17 protein-coding genes are annotated in these 15,611 nt (G+C 42.4%); 8 read left to right on the top strand and 9 right to left on the bottom strand.

Annotation, left to right across the window (positions count from 1 at the left end; all coding sequences use genetic code 11):
* Positions 1-144: 144 nt before the first annotated feature.
* The 4 genes from AACT52_RS19615 to AACT52_RS19600 all read left to right on the top strand — a co-directional run bounded on the left by AACT52_RS19615 (position 145) and on the right by AACT52_RS19600 (position 4,762).
* The gene (locus AACT52_RS19615) at positions 145-342 is read left to right on the top strand and encodes a type I restriction enzyme endonuclease domain-containing protein (protein ID WP_096549398.1); all 198 of its coding nucleotides are present in this window, start codon (positions 145-147) and stop codon (positions 340-342) included.
* Between the two features lie 918 nt (positions 343-1,260).
* On the top strand, positions 1,261-2,232 hold the full coding sequence (locus AACT52_RS19610; protein ID WP_073632962.1) for a sodium-dependent bicarbonate transport family permease: 972 nt from the start codon (positions 1,261-1,263) through the stop codon (positions 2,230-2,232).
* Positions 2,233-2,663: 431 nt separating this feature from the next.
* Entirely contained in the window at positions 2,664-3,338 is a 675-nt protein-coding gene (locus tag AACT52_RS19605) for a carbonic anhydrase (RefSeq protein WP_073632961.1), read from the top strand.
* A gap of 128 nt (positions 3,339-3,466) precedes the next feature.
* Positions 3,467-4,762, top strand: coding sequence for a proton extrusion protein PcxA (locus AACT52_RS19600; RefSeq protein WP_073632960.1), 1,296 nt, complete (start codon positions 3,467-3,469; stop codon positions 4,760-4,762).
* Here AACT52_RS19600 and AACT52_RS19595 read toward each other — a convergent pair.
* A complete protein-coding gene (locus AACT52_RS19595; protein ID WP_233154006.1) occupies positions 4,759-5,094 on the bottom strand; it encodes a transposase in 336 nt (111 codons plus the stop codon). The genes AACT52_RS19600 and AACT52_RS19595 overlap by 4 nt on opposite strands.
* A complete protein-coding gene (locus AACT52_RS19590) occupies positions 5,030-6,058 on the bottom strand; it encodes an RNA-guided endonuclease InsQ/TnpB family protein (RefSeq protein WP_233154005.1) in 1,029 nt (342 codons plus the stop codon). The genes AACT52_RS19595 and AACT52_RS19590 overlap by 65 nt, the downstream gene beginning before the upstream one ends.
* A gap of 19 nt (positions 6,059-6,077) precedes the next feature.
* On the opposite strand from AACT52_RS19590, the gene AACT52_RS19585 reads away from it, so the two are divergent.
* Positions 6,078-6,233, top strand: a complete 156-nt coding sequence (locus tag AACT52_RS19585; protein WP_073632959.1) for a ribbon-helix-helix protein, CopG family — start codon at positions 6,078-6,080, stop codon at positions 6,231-6,233.
* Between the two features lie 107 nt (positions 6,234-6,340).
* Complete coding sequence (locus tag AACT52_RS19580; RefSeq protein ID WP_073632958.1) at positions 6,341-7,351, top strand: zinc-dependent alcohol dehydrogenase family protein; 1,011 nt, start codon at positions 6,341-6,343, stop codon at positions 7,349-7,351.
* Here the strand turns inward: AACT52_RS19580 and AACT52_RS19575 are convergent.
* Complete coding sequence (locus AACT52_RS19575; RefSeq protein ID WP_073632957.1) at positions 7,329-7,637, bottom strand: acylphosphatase; 309 nt, start codon at positions 7,635-7,637, stop codon at positions 7,329-7,331. The two genes, AACT52_RS19580 and AACT52_RS19575, sit on opposite strands and share 23 nt — an antisense overlap.
* Before the next feature lie 80 nt (positions 7,638-7,717).
* Here AACT52_RS19575 and AACT52_RS19570 point away from each other — a divergent pair, with 80 nt between their 5' ends.
* Entirely contained in the window at positions 7,718-8,095 is a 378-nt protein-coding gene (locus AACT52_RS19570; RefSeq protein WP_073632956.1) for a DUF1823 family protein, read from the top strand.
* 521 nt (positions 8,096-8,616) lie between these two features.
* Here the strand turns inward: AACT52_RS19570 and AACT52_RS19565 are convergent.
* The 5 genes from AACT52_RS19565 to petB form a co-directional block, all read right to left on the bottom strand.
* A complete protein-coding gene (locus AACT52_RS19565; protein WP_073632955.1) occupies positions 8,617-8,988 on the bottom strand; it encodes a hypothetical protein in 372 nt (123 codons plus the stop codon).
* A 116-nt stretch (positions 8,989-9,104) separates the two neighbouring features.
* Positions 9,105-10,289, bottom strand: a complete 1,185-nt coding sequence (locus AACT52_RS19560; protein ID WP_073632954.1) for a glycosyltransferase — start codon at positions 10,287-10,289, stop codon at positions 9,105-9,107.
* 409 nt (positions 10,290-10,698) lie between these two features.
* Positions 10,699-11,136, bottom strand: coding sequence for an ATP-binding protein (locus AACT52_RS19555; protein WP_073632953.1), 438 nt, complete (start codon positions 11,134-11,136; stop codon positions 10,699-10,701).
* A 709-nt stretch (positions 11,137-11,845) separates the two neighbouring features.
* Positions 11,846-12,328 (bottom strand): cytochrome b6-f complex subunit IV, encoded by a 483-nt coding sequence (petD, locus tag AACT52_RS19545; RefSeq protein ID WP_073632952.1) that lies wholly within the window; start codon positions 12,326-12,328, stop codon positions 11,846-11,848.
* A gap of 198 nt (positions 12,329-12,526) precedes the next feature.
* Positions 12,527-13,174 carry a cytochrome b6 gene (petB, locus tag AACT52_RS19540; RefSeq protein WP_041034082.1) on the bottom strand — a complete coding sequence of 216 codons (648 nt, stop codon included), beginning with the start codon at positions 13,172-13,174 and terminating at the stop codon, positions 12,527-12,529.
* 368 nt (positions 13,175-13,542) lie between these two features.
* Here petB and ctpA point away from each other — a divergent pair, with 368 nt between their 5' ends.
* Positions 13,543-14,787 carry a carboxyl-terminal processing protease CtpA gene (gene ctpA / locus AACT52_RS19535; RefSeq protein ID WP_073632951.1) on the top strand — a complete coding sequence of 415 codons (1,245 nt, stop codon included), beginning with the start codon at positions 13,543-13,545 and terminating at the stop codon, positions 14,785-14,787.
* 73 nt (positions 14,788-14,860) lie between these two features.
* On the opposite strand, the gene AACT52_RS19530 is transcribed toward ctpA, so the two are convergent.
* A complete protein-coding gene (locus tag AACT52_RS19530) occupies positions 14,861-15,595 on the bottom strand; it encodes an MBL fold metallo-hydrolase (RefSeq protein WP_073632950.1) in 735 nt (244 codons plus the stop codon).
* Positions 15,596-15,611: the final 16 nt, after the last annotated feature.

Genomic DNA, 15,611 nt, shown 5'->3' with positions numbered 1-15,611 from the left:
TTTTAAGAGCAAGTGAGAATAAGCTAGTGTGCGACTATACTTTGGATGTAAATAATACTTCGGTTATAGTTTAAGATAACGAAACACTAAGGGCGATAACGGAGCGATTAGCCTTGTCCTGTCGGACACGCTGCGCGAACGGCGATCGCCCGTGAATTAGTGGAGACAGTCTGCCGTAATGTCACCATCAACTGGATACAGAAAGAAAACGTCAAACCCAATCTCAGACGGCTAGTCAAACGCCTGCTGCGGAAATACGGCTATCTACCAGACAAGCAGGAAAAGGCAACGGTGACGGTGCTGGAACAAGCAGAGTCACTGTGTAAAAATTGGGCTGCATGAGGGGAAGCGAAGGCGATTGTGCAAAGCGCACTATCCTTGGGGCGATCGCTTTCTACTACTATCTATAAATTGAGAGCGCTCACCACTGAATCTTGGGGCAAATAGTTTCAAATCACTACAGGGCAGGTTTTATAAAAATTGTATAACTTTTTTATTTATCAATGTGATGAATCCTTTGAAAATTGTACAACTTTCTTTTTTGAGGTTTGCGTGAACTTTAACAGTAATATAATAGTTACAAGCCTTCAAATTGTAAGACTTTTTTATATTTTTACATTAGCCAACGTCTTGCTCGACTCGGCTTGGTGGGCATTAGTGCTAATCCATCTTTGTCTAATACTGGAACACGACTCATGGAGATAATCCTTTCGTGTAAGTTATAAGTCCCTTAGCCCAACCTGTTCAGTATGTCCTTTCTACAAGCACCTATAATCAGTAGGTTTGGAGATAATCCGAACTAGGGAAACATTCGGAAGTCCGTAACAGAACAAGTCTCATGGGTTCTAGTCATCTCTTACGTTACAAGCTGACTCTTGCAAGCCCACACTATACACCGAGTGTTAGTGTGGGTAGTTGACCCGTTTTATTTATTTACAGATTGCGGTTTTAGCTTCCCAGGCTCACCAAGTTTGTCCATAAGGGGTAATTTCTGCGTATGGACTCAAAATTGTCAAAATCTTATGACAATTTTTCAAAATTTATAAAATTCATTTGAGCTTGCTCTATCACCCGTTCTAAATTAGTACGTTGCCTTGATCAAAGTCATGTCACAACATCGACACACAATTTTCATACTATCTCCATAACCTTCAAATATATTTACTGACAGAGTTAACAATTAGTAACAATTATTTCAGTAAATGCTCTGATGCCGATTATCATTCCCGGTCTTATTTGCAAATATCAGGTTTAGTAGGCATGAATTCAAGCCTTATCTTATCAAACATATTAAATCCGCCAGTGTTGTTTTTCTTTTTGGGGATGCTGGCAATTTTTCTGAAATCGGATTTGGAAATTCCCCAACCTTTGCCAAAACTGTTTTCTCTTTACTTGCTGCTTGCTATCGGGTTTAAGGGAGGATATGAACTTGAGGAGAGTGGAATTAATCCACAAGTAGCGTTGACACTGATAGCAGCTATATTGATGGCTTGTGTCGTCCCTGTGTACTCATTTTTTGTTCTAAAAATAAAACTTGATGCATATAATGCTGCGGCTATTGCTGCAACTTATGGATCTATCAGCGCTGTCACTTTTATTACTGCTCAGTCTTTTCTCAAAATACTTAACGTTACCTCTGATGGATACATGGTAGCGGCTTTGGCGCTGATGGAATCTCCAGCAATTATTGTGGGGATTGTTTTAGTAAGAGTATTCGGTCAGAATAAAGAAAATGGTGAATTTTCTTGGAATGAAGTTTTGCGAGAAGCTTTCCTCAATGGTTCTGTATTTCTCTTAGTTGGTAGTGTGATTATCGGCATACTGACAGGGCATAAAGGATGGGAAAAGCTACAACCATTTACTCAAGAGATATTCTACGGAGTTCTAGCATTCTTTCTACTAGATATGGGAATGGTAGCCGCTAGAAGAATCAAAGATTTAAGAAAAACAGGTTCTTTTTTAATTGCTTTTTCTGTATTTATGCCTGTTGCCAATGCAATTTTGGGAATCATTATTGCCAAAATCATCGGTATACCACAAGGTAATGCCCTTTTGTTTGCCGTTCTTTGTGCGAGTGCTTCTTACATAGCAGTTCCTGCAGCTATGAGGATGACAGTTCCAGAAGCAAATCCTAGTTTGTATGTTTCTATGGCTCTGGCACTCACATTCCCCTTCAATATTATTATAGGAATTCCATTGTATATGAACATTATTAAAATAATGGGAGTGTAGCAGAGTGAAAGCAGTCAAGAAGTTATAAATCATTACCAATTCTTTAGAACTACAACAAGTTTTAGACATTTTAGAAAAGGTGTGTCTGGCTATACATACCATCATCAATCAAAGATGTTACAGGCAAAGGTGATAAAGGCAAACTCATTGATGATTTAGAAAACCTGTATATGGGTTATGTAATGAGTGTTTGTACACAAGAATAAGAACATCAATTAGTGGAAGCGATTAGACCTATCCTCAAAAAAAATGGAGGCATATGTATTGTTTCTGATGCTAAGTATATTGCTCATTAAATGCTCTGACAAGAGGCTCTATTGAAAAAGAAAGTCTCTGCTATTTACCAAAAAAAAAGAATTTTTTTACGGAAAAGTCGCTAAATAATATGAAGTTTAAAAAGAAAGATTTGTTTTTGAGAGAGGAATCGAATTGTGCCAATAAAACGCCTAATTGCAGGTCTTCATGAGTTTCATGACAACTATTTCATTACACATCGAGAGTTCTTCGAGCATTTATCTCACGGTCAAACTCCTGATGTTTTACTTATTACTTGCTCTGACTCTCGCATTGACCCTAATTTAATAACTCAAACCCAGCCAGGAGAGTTATTTGTTATTCGTAACATTGGTAATATTATCCCACCCTATGGAACGCCCAATGGTGGTGAAGGTGCTGGTATAGAATATGCTGTTCAAGCTTTGGATATTAAGGATGTTGTTGTCTGCGGTCATTCCCACTGCGGAGCCATGAAAGGACTCTTGCAAATAGGTAATCTTGCTCACCAGATGCCTTTGGTATACGATTGGTTAAGGCATTATGGCGAACCTACCCGTCGTCTTGTCCTAGACAACTACAAGGATTATCCTAGTGATAAACTATTAAAGGTTGCAATTGAACAGAACGTCCTGACACAGATAGAAAACCTGGAAACTTACCCAGTTATTCGATCTAGACTTCACAGCGGTCAACTCACTCTCCATGCCTGGATTTACGAAATTGAGAGTGGAGAAGTCTTCACATATGATGCTAGTACCAGACAATTTAAACTTTTACAAAATCGTCCATTGCCTGTACCAAATCCTCTTATAGGTGTACACTCAGAATAAGCTATCTATTTAAGAAGTTATTAATTAACAATGGCTAATGAGTAATAAAGAAAAATTATTACTTATTAGCCATTATCAATTTTCAATACCAAAACAACAGCAAAATACATAGTTGAGCAATATTTACCATGAAAGCTTCATTCTTCAATAAAAATACAGGGTTTCTCCGCCAAAAAATTAAAGAATACTTAGAACGTAGTCAGCAATGGTTCTTGAAGACGCCAGAAAGAGCACTATCAGAAGCTTACCAAGCGGCTCAGATAATTAAAAATATTGAAATAGAACAGTTTGGTGGTAAAACAATATCTCCTGAGTCAGCTAATTATAGTGAAAGTGTAATGGCTTATTGGGAGGTATCCCTTCAAAAAAATTTAACTATTCTCAAAGTAAAATTGGCAGAATTTCGATTCAGCTATTCTCTTTTAAATATATCAAATCCCGTTTTTCTGGAGAAACTGAAGTTTATTGATGAGGTAAGTTCTAAGTATATTACACAAAATATTACACAAGAAAAAAATAGTGACGACCAGATAATACCAGTCTCTCAACCATTACAAATTAACGGGAATGAAGTTAACAACCAGTCAGATTATTCTCGTGTTAACAATATGAAAGTTAACCCTGTTTTTCAAAAAACAGGTGCATTTCCGAGGTCTATTGGGAGAACCCTTAATAAAATTAAGGGGGATTTGTCTCCACAAGCAGAAGAAAATTTTGTAAGAAATTTTCAAATTTCTAGAAAGAGAACAAGGACTGCTATAAGATTTTTGGTGATGCTAGTTATTGTGCCTCTTCTAACTCAGCATTTTTCTAAGCAGTTTTTAATTAATCCAATAGTAGAGCGCATTAGAGGTGAAAATTTCACTCAACTTTTCCTGAATAATGAAATGGAGGAAGAAGCTCTTAGCGAATTAAAAACTTTTGAAAAAAAACTAAAATTTGAGAGCCTAGTTCGCCAAGCACCGCCAATCTCTGCTGAGGTAATAGAAGAAAAAGTCAAACATAAAGTTCGTGAAATTGCAGAGGAATTTCAAGAGAAAAGTAATGAGGCTATTAGCAATGTTTTTGCTGATGTGATGTCACTGATAGCTTTTGCATTAGTCATTGTTACAAGCAAAAGAGAAATTGCGATTGTAAAATCTTTTATAGATGATGTTATCTATGGTCTGAGCGACAGTGCCAAGGCTTTCATAATTATTCTCTTCACAGATATATTTGTTGGATTCCACTCACCACATGGTTGGGAGGTGATTCTTGAAGGATTCGCAGAACATTTGGGGCTTCCAGCAAATCAAAGTGTGATCTCTCTTTTTATTGCCACTTTCCCTGTGATTTTAGATACGATTTCTAAATACTGGATATTCCGCTATCTCAGTCGGTTGTCTCCTTCAGCATTGGCTACATTGAAAGAAATGAACGACTAAGTGACAACTCTCCCGCTAACCGCAAGCGCAGGGTGCAAGGAGCATCTCAAGTTCACAAATGAGACTTGCTGCCTCAGTGGCTGAGCAACCTCTAAGCCTCCGCAGCCAGGAATCGGTAGTCCAACCGACCCAAGATTTAACAGATTAAGTGCTGAGTTCCAGTCCCTGTCAATAATCAACCCACAGGAACAACTATGAACACGAACCGCAAGAGTTTTCTCGACCCTCTGCCCACAACCAGAACAGTTAATACTAGTCCCTCTAGGGTCAACTCCTCGTGTGTGCTTGCCGCGTCTGACCGAAGAAAGCTTGCATGATTTGGAGGAATGCACCCCAAGCTACATCTAGTATCGACTTAGCTAGTCGTGTTCTAGCCAAGCCCTTAATGTTCAGGTTTTCAAAAATGATTAAGTCATAGGAGTTAGCTAGCCAATGAGCAACTTGATAATGAAACTCTTTACGCTGTCTTGCAACGTGCAAATGAAGTCTAGCAACCTTGCTGGCTTGCTTTTGGTAGTTCTTAGACCCCTTGATTTTACGTACAAGCTTGCGTTGCCCACGAGCTAAAGTTGCTTGTGCTTTCCGATAATACCGTGGTACTTCAACACCTTGACCGTCAGCAGTAGTTAAAAACTTCTCCAACCCTACATCTATGCCAGTAGCAGTTTTGATTTCGTCAATAGGTACGAAAGTGGGAACGGTCTTATCTTCCAGTGCGAAGCTACAATACCATCCGTCAGCTTTGTGTAAAATCGTTGCTTGCTTAATTTCAAAGCCATCTGGAATTGGACGGTGCAGAATAACTTCAACCTCACCAATCTTAGACAGCTTAAGAGTCTTGCCTGTTAGGTGTGCGCCTGCCTTTAGAGAATTAACACGCGGAAACGTAAAAGAACAGATCTCACCGCGCTTCTTAAAACGTGGTCGTCCTCCCCTGTTGCCGTTTTTGTCAGGGATTAACCAACGTTTCCACGCTTTGTCCAACCTCATCAAGTTTTGTTGTTGGCAGTCGGTGTAAATGTTCTTATATTCAGGAAAAAGTTCTTTCGTTTGCTTAAGGTCTGATGCTTGTGTGTAGTAGTCAGGTTTATCTGGAATCTCACCAATTGGCTCACAAACTAAACTGCAACGGTCAATTTGGCATCTTGTACGGTTTAACCAATCTAGCCTTTGCCCTAACGCATAGTTGTAGTGACGACGCAACAACTGACCCCAGGTTTCGAGTGTGACAACCTGTTCTGATGTTGGGTTGAGTTTGTACTGGTAAGTTAGCATCATGTTACCATTGTACTGCATATTTACTAATTATTGCAGTATGAGCCGTGATAGACCATTAACAATTCGATTGCCAGAATCAGAACTGGAAATCCTGAAAACCTATTGTCACCAAGAAAGTAGAACTCAAACAGAGGTGATTCGTGAATATATTCGTAGTCTCAAAAAGAAAATTAACCGTGTTCATAATAATTGATTTGGCTATAGAAGGGACATCGAATCCCTTCTATCGCCTCGCAATTCCCCATCGCCGCCAACCGTTCCGGTGTGGCGGGAGTACCCTTGCGGAGGTCTAGATGGCTTATGCGTGCGATGATTTTGGAGACACCGCGTCAACCCCTGCGGTTAGCCGACTTGCCAGTGCCAAAACCTAATCCACAACAAGTATTAATTCACGTTCATGCTTGTGCTGTCTGTCGTACAGATTTGCATATTGTGGATGGGGAATTGACGCAGCCAAAACTACCTCTGATACCTGGGCATCAAATTGTCGGTACGGTAGAAGCAATTGGAGAACGTGTGGAGAAATTTCAGGTAGGCGATCGCGTCGGTGTTCCCTGGTTAGGTCATACTTGCGATTGCTGTCGCTACTGTCTTTCTGGGCGTGAAAACCTTTGTGACTATGCCCAGTTCACAGGCTACAACCTTGATGGCGGCTATGCAGAGTACACTGTTGCGGATGAAAGCTTTTGCTTTTCCATTCCTAGCGACTATCCTGACTTACAAGCAGCACCACTGTTATGTGCGGGATTAATTGGCTATCGTGCTTACACAATGACTGGCGATGCTGAAAAAATAGGTTTTTATGGCTTTGGCTCAGCAGCACATATTTTAATTCAACTCGCTCGTTATCAAGGGCGTCAAGTTTTTGCTTTTACCCGTTCTGGTGACACTCAAGGACAAGAGTTTGCGCGTCAGTTGGGGGCAACTTGGGCTGGTGACTCAGACGCATTACCGCCGGAACCCTTGGATGCAGCGATTATTTTTGCTCCGATAGGGAAACTTGTACCCGCAGCTTTGCGTGCGGTTGCTAAAGGCGGTATTGTAGTTTGTGCTGGTATCCACATGAGCGATATTCCATCTTTTCCCTATGAGATTCTTTGGGAAGAAAGGGTTTTGCGGTCTGTTGCAAATCTCACACGTCAAGATGGAGAAGAGTTTCTCGCATTAGCCCCCAAAGTTCCTATCCGTACTCAAGTGAATCCCTTCGTCTTGAGTCAAGCAAATGAAGCTTTAGAGGCAATTCGCAATGGCAAAATAGAAGGAACAGCCGTGTTGATTACTGATCCAGCTAAGGCTTATCAAAACGCCTGACTTCAAATCCCTGCAATCCTTCCGGTTCCTCGTATTCTACGGATACATCTTTAACCATTGCGGCCGGAGGTCCTTGGTAACACCAGCGAATCATCTGTTCTACAACCCCTTGCTTACCTTCAAATACTGCTTCGACTCGATCATCAGGGAGGTTCCGCACCCAACCTGTTAATCCCAGTTGGGTCGCTGTATCCACAGTGGCGTAGCGATAGCCTACCCCTTGAACTCTTCCAGAAATAATGACATGAGCGCGGACTTGCTTGGAGTGCGGTGTGGTATTCTGCATTAACTGGTCAAGTCTTTACTATTTCCAGCCTACCCTGTTTATTATGCACCAGAGAATTCTTAATTCCAACTAATTTGTTTATGTCAAACTTGCCACCACTTAAGACAGAAACTATTTGGGCAATTCTCAATGAGGAAATTGATGATGCTACAGTCAACCAATTGGTATGGCACTGCTTGGGGTATCGCTACAACTCCTTAACCGAACAGTGGGATACTCAGGAAGTCGCACCAGAATGGCGGGATGAGTACTCAGAACCACCGGATTTTATCGACTCTCGCCCTGCAACAGTTAAGTTAACTCGTTCGATTCCTTCAGAGAACAAACAGCTCTTGAAAGAAAAACTGGGTTTCAAAGGTTACAAAATTGGTGAATTTGGACCTCGGCAAACGCGGAGGGCAACAGCTGCAAACTGGTTGTTAAGTTATATACAAGTCAATAGCAGTAAATTTAAGTAAGAGAATTAGAACCACGGATGCACACAGATTAACCTTGCCCTTGAGCGAAGCGAAGAAACAGATAATTTATTGGTATGCATCTGTGGTTTCATTTTCATAACTCTTGACTTTTGCAAGAAGCTTAATGACTGTTGACACTCTCTGTCCTAAAGGAGCAGAGATTCTTAAGACATTGCTGCCTTAATATCCTGATCACTCAGGTTAAGCGGCTCAACACGTTTGCACTTTCATTGCGTATTGATATCTCCTCAAAGTTGTTTCGGGCGTAGACTTTCCCCCAGTCCGGGGGTAGGTTTTTAAATCTTGTACTGATTTAAACATCAAAGCATATTTGCAAAAGGCGTAAACGCCTTATAGTTCGCTTTCATCCCTTGCCTGAAGTACGCTTGGACGGCACTACGTGCCTGTTCCTCAAGGGTTTTCAGCCAGCCTTCCTTATAAAAATGATAAGGGAGCGTTAACGCACCCTAAAGCTTGAGAATTCAGTTTACAAAGTCAAGTTTTTGACTCATGAGTGATGACTAATCATCAAGTACTTTGCTAGACACTTCGACTGCTGTCACATCTATTGTGCCTTCAGGTGTAAAGCGCTGAAAATGTCCTTGTTGTACCAATAACTGCTCCCCACAGTTAGGACATTGCAATTCAGTGTTATTTAAACCTGTAAATTCATATCGACAAACGGGACACTGGTCACTCGCCAAGTTGTATTGCAGCCACCAGCGAAACCCAAAATACACGAGAATCGGTGTCAACAACAATAGCCCAACAATAATCACTAAGGAGTTAACCAACCAGCCCAAGCCTAATGACCCCAGCAACCATGTAATTGCTAGCAAAGTGAGCCAAGGGCGTAGATTAGATAGATTAAACTGAAACGTTTTAAGGCTCATTTTTTAAATGTTGTCCTGCTCTCCCTCTAGGATAGCGATTTTACTAAGAAGTCAATAGTTAATCATTAATGGTCAATAAGACTTAGTTATAAAACTCAACAAACATAGACTCTTGGCTATGGACTGTTGACTAAGGACAAAAGCTGCTCTTTCAACCGCTTCTGGAAAGCATCGATACCAAATAGGGCGATCGCCTGTTCTCGCAGCCATTGTCCATCACATCGTGGGTCATCTCCTTTGAGTATTTCTATACAAGCCGCCGCCACAGCATTTGGATCACGGTGTGGAACCCGCCATCCCAGTTTACCATCCTGTAACGGATCGGCTGATCCATCTGCATCACCAGACAGCACAGGCACACCACAAGCCATTGCCTCTAGGTACACAATACCAAAGCCTTCTTGGGAAGGCATCACGTAGGCATCAGCAAGACGGTAATGTTCTGCCAATTCTTCTGTAGGAACGAACCCAGCAAAGATTACGCGATCGCCTACGCCCAAATCTTCAGCCAGCTTGGCTAATCGAGGTTGGTCATCGCCACGACCAATGACCAAGTATTTTACCTCAGGGAAAACATCAGCTATTTGTGGTAACGCCTGAATTGTGACATCCACACCTTTATAAATATCACCTGACCACAGTCGCGCTACCGTCATCAGTACCTTTGTTTTTGTCAAACCATACCGCTCTAATAACGCTGTCGATTTTGTTCCTGGAGTAAAATCATTACCATTCACAGCGCAAGGTAATAATTTTACTTGATTAGGGTCTAGCTGATTAACCGCACAGGCGACTTGACGAGTGTAACGGCTGACTGTCCAAATTTGCGCGGCTTTTTGTAGGCTAGATTTTATGGAAGTTGGTAACGGTTGCCAAACCTCTTTCCCATGAGTCATGACTGTGTAAGGAATTCCCAAAGGTTGACACAACAGACCAACCAATGGCGCAAGGTTCACATGACCGCAAAAGACGTGCTGTGGTCGCTGGCGCAACAAATGGAAGAGTAATGCCATAGCCATTCTGACTCGTTCCAGTAGGGGAGATTTGGATTTGAAGTAATGAAATTTTAAACTTTCTGACTCAAAAGGATTAAAGCAGCTAGGACTATCCCTGAGTAAAAATACTTCTGCATAGAAAGGTTCGTTCAATGCTAAATAAGCTCGAAAAATATCCTTTACATATGATTGAATTCCGCCTTCTCGTTCAAAAACTTGTATAAACACGAAAACATGATGAACTTTTGTTTTTAAATGTTGACTAAAATCTTTGTCTTTTCCCACTTGAATGATTGGTATTTTCATGTATATTCACTGTTATATAGCAATCCTAAATCATATGCCCTACGGGCTGCTGTAGGCTATGTGAACAACAAGATTCCCGACTTCTTAAAGAAGTCGGGAATCTAAGCATACGCGATTTTCACAAATTAAATAGGATTGCTATATTTAACCGGACTTGATATAAGATGGATGTGTTTTTTATACAAGTAAAATATCTGCTTATTACAACGAATTTCCCTAAAAATCAATCATTTTTCTGCAATTTACGGTAGTTTACAGATAAGCAGCCGTATTTATAGTTACTTATTTATTTAGTCAATACATGAGTTTACAGGCAAAGCCAGGGAGCATTTTCCTCCAACACTCCCCGCTTTCCCAAAACTTTAAACACCCTGCATTTGCCCTTGCTTGTTTTTCTTTACTCTGACTGCTACCCCTGTAAACCATACTTGACGATGAGCAGGCAATTTCTTCCATCTGCACCACGTTCGTAGACAACATGGTCAGCCAAGCGCCGCAGGAGAAACCATCCATAGCCCCCAACTTGGAGAGTACCTGGTTCTGGCTCTGTGATCGCATCGGGATTAAACGGTTTTCCATAATCCCAGATTCTAACCTCCAACCGATCAATCCACAAAGAAACATCAATTTCTATGGTTGTTTCCGGTGGTAAGGCATGATGAGCATGACGCACAGCATTGGTAAAGCCTTCTGCTAATGCTAAATTGAGGCGATAGAGCTGGCTTTCTGACCAACCAAGTTGAGACAAGTGTTGCAGACAAAATTGTTCAAACCATTGTTGCACCTGGTTTAGAAGTTTTAGTTCGCTCTTCACCGTCAGATGGTCTTGCTGCACTATGCTTAGCATTGACCTTGACTTGAATGTAAGTAAGTGAAAGTTTCTACCTTTTGTATATTACAGACTTAAAATTCTGAAATGAAATCTGTATACAAAACTAAAGCACGCCTCCGTATGGCGAATTGGGCTTACTGTCTCATTGGCAGATGCCACGTTAGGTACACCCATTGCTGAATGTCCGGAACCAAATCCGGTCATGGTCTTACTCTCCCTCTCTACTGTTTCCAGCTTTATCCTCGATGGGGAGGAACCCAGGCAGCCGCCCTGCGTATCCCTTGGCAGTTTTGATTTTTATTCCGAGGATTCACAGGTCGTGTGGTTGACAAGTCCCAGTGGCAAATCCCATTCCCCCTTTGTCACGGGCTTTTAGCGAGGGTTCGCGTATTACCGCTAGCAATGACTCTGTTGTTTTCAGCCGTGTGGGTGGATCATTGACCAATACCATTATACAACGATTACTCGTAATATTCCGGAGAGACTGAGAACTTCTCAACCACCCCACTCCCGAATCAACCTGACGGTTGATATGAGTCGGAGGTATTTATCTCGCTCGCCGCCTTACATCCTTACCGCATCGCGGATGGGGAATTACGGCGATACGTTAAAATGCAAGATGCAACCTCGATGATTAAAATTGACGCCTGTTGATTTCTCCAGAAAAGCACATCTGCACTTGCCGAGAAACTCACAGGCGTCAAAGCGCTTTGTGGGGACTAATTTAGAAAAGCCCAAAGGTGAAGGACTTATCTATTGGGAAAGTAGCACCAATTCCCAGCCACAGAGTAATCAAGGTGCCAAGTAAGAACACTGTAGTCGCTACTGGGCGGCGGAAGGGGTTTTGGAACTTATTCACGTTCTCAATAAAGGGAACAAGAATCAGCCCTAGGGGTACGGAACCCATCAATACCACCCCTAAGAGTTTGTTAGGAACTGAACGCAAAATCTGAAATACCGGATAGAGGTACCACTCCGGTAGAATTTCCAGCGGTGTAGCGAAGGGATTCGCTGGTTCCCCGGTTAAGGCGGGGTCTAAGACAGATAGAGCCACGATACAAGCGAAAGACCCCATAATCACAACAGGGAACACGTACAGCAGGTCATTGGGCCAAGCTGGTTCGCCGTAATAGTTGTGACCCATGCCTTTCGCCAGTTTGGCTCTTAAGTTTGGATCGCTCAGATCAGGTTTTTTCAGTGTCGCCATTTTTTAATGTGCTCTCCTGCTTAAGTTGATTTAAAGCTTTTGTTAAAGCCATCAGCTAGCGGGCATTAGCTTTTAGCTTAAGATGCGGGAGTTTGTTTTTTTGTTTCTTATGTTTCTGTTTGATTCTTCATAAGTTTAAAACAAACGACTCGCGGATTGAAACTATCAGCTCATGCCCGATTCGCTCACGACTTGTAATTACAATGGACCAGAAATGCCTTGCTTGCGAATCATCAAGAAGTGCAACAGCATGAAGACGGCAATCAGCCAAGGCAGCACAAAGGTGTGTGCGCTGTAGTAGCGAGTCAGCGTTGCTTGACCGACACTCGAACCGCCGCGCAACAAATCAGCTATCAGCGTACCGACCACGGGAATAGCTTCTGGTACACCGCTGACGATTTTTACAGCCCAGTAGCCAACTTGATCCCAAGGCAGCGAGTAGCCAGTCACGCCAAAGGAAACGGTAATCACCGCTAGGATGACACCAGTGACCCAAGTCAGTTCGCGGGGCTTTTTGAAACCACCCGTTAGGTAAACCCGGAAGGTGTGCAAAATCATCATCAGCACCATCATGCTGGCAGACCACCGGTGAATCGAGCGAATCAGCCAGCCGAAGTTCACTTCATTCATGATGTGCTGCACCGAGGTATACGCTTCGGCGACCGTTGGTCTGTAGTAGAATGTCATGGCAAATCCAGTGGCAAACTGGATGAGAAAGCACGTTAAAGTAATTCCACCCAAACAGTAGAAGATGTTGACGTGGGGGGGGACGTACTTGCTGGTGACATCTTCAGCTAGCGCTTGAATCTCCAAGCGCTCCTCAAACCAGTCGTAAACGTTAGCCATACAATCTCAAGTTCCTAGAAATCGATTCGCGGTTGATAAACTTCCCAATCAGCAGTTTTGGGATTTTAGCAAAAAAGAATTTGCTCGCGCAGCTTTTGAGCAATCAGAGTGTTCATAGTTTAAATAAAACTTTACACTCTGAAAAGAGGGTATTTATTGCGCTCTCCTAGCATCCAAACACACGAGATGTGGACACAAAGTAGATTTTATCTCTTTAGAAGTGGAATGCGCTTTGATCTGTTGACTGAACAACTTGATGAGAGCAATGCACCACTTCTATAAAAAAAGTAACATAGTCGAGAGATAGATTTCATCTAAAAGCTAGCTAGCTGGGCAAATGGCAATTTGGGTTGAACGTGGAAGTGAAAATGGGGTTCATGCACAAAAAGGTTTTTCGGGCGGGACTGTCACTGTTATTGGCATTTTGGGTGTTTTTTGGCAGCTTTTGCCAACCTGCCTTGGCTTTGAGCGACGAACAAAAGCTGGTAGCAGAAGTGTGGAGAATTGTTAATCGGACTTATCTGGATGAAACATTTAATCATCAAAACTGGGCATCGGTGCGGCGACAAGCTCTAGAAAAGCCATTCCAAGACCACGAAGCGGCTTATTCTGCCATTCAAAATATGCTCAAGAGCCTTGACGATCCTTTTACCCGCTTTTTAAATCCAGAACAGTACCGCAGTTTGCAGGTCAATACTTCTGGGGAATTAACGGGAGTGGGGTTGCAAATCGCCCTCAACCCCGAAACTGGTAAATTGGAGGTTGTGGCTCCCATAGCGGGTTCACCAGCAGAAAAAGCTGGAATTCGACCGCGCGATCGCATCTTGAAAATTGAGGGCATCTCTACAGAAAAACTTACCCTAGACGAAGCCGCAACCAAGATGCGCGGACCGATTGGTAGTGCTGTCACCCTGTTCATTCAACGAGAGGGAGAAGAGGAATTAGAAATTAAACTGGTGCGCGATCGCATTGCGCTTAACCCAGTTGTCGCTGAATTACGCTCTTCCCCTGAAAAAACATCTATCGGCTACATTCGCCTCACACAATTTAATGCCAACGCTCCAATGGAATTAGCACACGCTATTTCCAGTCTAGAAAAAAAAGGGGCTTCTGCCTACATTCTCGATTTGCGAAATAATCCAGGCGGATTGTTACAAGCAGGAATTGAAATTGCCCGCTTGTGGTTAGAGTCTGGTACCATTGTCTACACTGTAAATCGCCAAGGAATTCAAGGCAGCTTTGAAGCTTTTGGTTCAGCCATAACTCCTGACCCCTTGGTTGTTTTGGTCAATCAAGGAACCGCCAGCGCTAGCGAGATTCTTGCTGGTGCATTGCAGGATAATGGTCGTGCTGTTTTGGTAGGAGAAACTACCTTTGGTAAGGGCTTGATTCAATCCTTATTTGAATTGTCGGATGGTTCCGGCTTAGCTGTCACCATTGCTAAGTATGAAACTCCTAGCCACCGCGATATCAACAAACAAGGTATAAAGCCAGATAAAGTCATTCCCTCTGAACCAATTACCCGTGAACAAATTGGTACCGAAGCAGATGTTCAATATCAAGCAGCTTTGGAACTTTTGGCGAAAAACTCTGTAGTGGCGAAAGTACCGTGAAAAAAGAAGGAAGAACCAAGAAGGAAGAACCAAGCATAAAATTTTTCTTTATTCAGTTTTGTTTCTTCACTCTTTAGAAAAGTGCTTGTGCTTGTCCTAACGCCGTTAAATCGAGAGAGGCGAGGCGTTCATAAGCATTATCTATAACTCGCTTGCCCCGGAGAAAGCCTGTATTTCCACCGGGGCAAATATACTGGAGTGTTTTTGGTGTGAAGCGTTCTAGTAATAACTTGACACTGTTGATTTGTCGGAACCAGTGAAAGGTTTTGGTTGTTCGTAGGGGTACAGGTTCACCTTGTTGGTTGGGGAGAAGATGACGCCCAGAAAACAGTACACCTCCTTGGTCATGGTAGTAAAGGCAAGACGAACCAGGAGAATGACCAGGTGTCCAAATCAATTGTGCTGTTGAATTTAAGGTAAAATCTATACCAAAGGTCGTTAGGGCTAGTCCGGGTAATAAGTAAGCTTCTTGCTCTTGAATCAGAACCTCACAACTCAAGGCTTGCTGAATTTCTGCTGTTTTGCCAATAGCGCCGCGATGAGTGAGAAATAGGTAACGCACGCCTCCATGCGATCGCAAAAAATCTTGATTAATTTGATCCCAAGCAGGACAATCTATCAGGATATTGCCTTTGTTTCCTACAATAAAATAAGCAGTCCCCCCTAATGTGTCCCTATTTGGTGGAAATGCAAAAATTGGATTTCCCCCCCAGTCTGATTGGAGGTTTCCTTCGCTCGGGACTTCGTCACAGAAAACTGCCCGTGGTAGCTTGGCTGTATAACTAGACTCTTGAGGCAAGGGACACATGAGAAAAACCGCGTTC

The organism is Scytonema sp. HK-05 (assembly GCF_963872035.1).
Lineage (GTDB): Bacteria > Cyanobacteriota > Cyanobacteriia > Cyanobacteriales > Nostocaceae > Kalymmatonema.
Note: the sequence above shows the minus strand (reverse complement) of the source record. Positions and strands in the feature narration are given on the sequence as shown.

Coding starts and splice junctions, on each gene's coding strand:
- AACT52_RS19610 (WP_073632962.1), top strand. CDS start 1,261: ATGAATTCAAGCCTTATCTTATCAAACATATTAAATCCGCCAGTGTTG.
- AACT52_RS19600 (WP_073632960.1), top strand. CDS start 3,467: ATGAAAGCTTCATTCTTCAATAAAAATACAGGGTTTCTCCGCCAAAAA.
- AACT52_RS19590 (WP_233154005.1), bottom strand. CDS start 6,058: ATGCAGTACAATGGTAACATGATGCTAACTTACCAGTACAAACTCAAC.
- AACT52_RS19585 (WP_073632959.1), top strand. CDS start 6,078: ATGAGCCGTGATAGACCATTAACAATTCGATTGCCAGAATCAGAACTG.
- AACT52_RS19580 (WP_073632958.1), top strand. CDS start 6,341: ATGCGTGCGATGATTTTGGAGACACCGCGTCAACCCCTGCGGTTAGCC.
- AACT52_RS19575 (WP_073632957.1), bottom strand. CDS start 7,637: ATGCAGAATACCACACCGCACTCCAAGCAAGTCCGCGCTCATGTCATT.
- AACT52_RS19570 (WP_073632956.1), top strand. CDS start 7,718: ATGTCAAACTTGCCACCACTTAAGACAGAAACTATTTGGGCAATTCTC.
- AACT52_RS19565 (WP_073632955.1), bottom strand. CDS start 8,988: ATGAGCCTTAAAACGTTTCAGTTTAATCTATCTAATCTACGCCCTTGG.
- AACT52_RS19560 (WP_073632954.1), bottom strand. CDS start 10,289: ATGAAAATACCAATCATTCAAGTGGGAAAAGACAAAGATTTTAGTCAA.
- AACT52_RS19555 (WP_073632953.1), bottom strand. CDS start 11,136: ATGCTAAGCATAGTGCAGCAAGACCATCTGACGGTGAAGAGCGAACTA.
- petD (WP_073632952.1), bottom strand. CDS start 12,328: ATGGCGACACTGAAAAAACCTGATCTGAGCGATCCAAACTTAAGAGCC.
- petB (WP_041034082.1), bottom strand. CDS start 13,174: ATGGCTAACGTTTACGACTGGTTTGAGGAGCGCTTGGAGATTCAAGCG.
- ctpA (WP_073632951.1), top strand. CDS start 13,543: ATGGGGTTCATGCACAAAAAGGTTTTTCGGGCGGGACTGTCACTGTTA.
- AACT52_RS19530 (WP_073632950.1), bottom strand. CDS start 15,595: ATGTGTCCCTTGCCTCAAGAGTCTAGTTATACAGCCAAGCTACCACGG.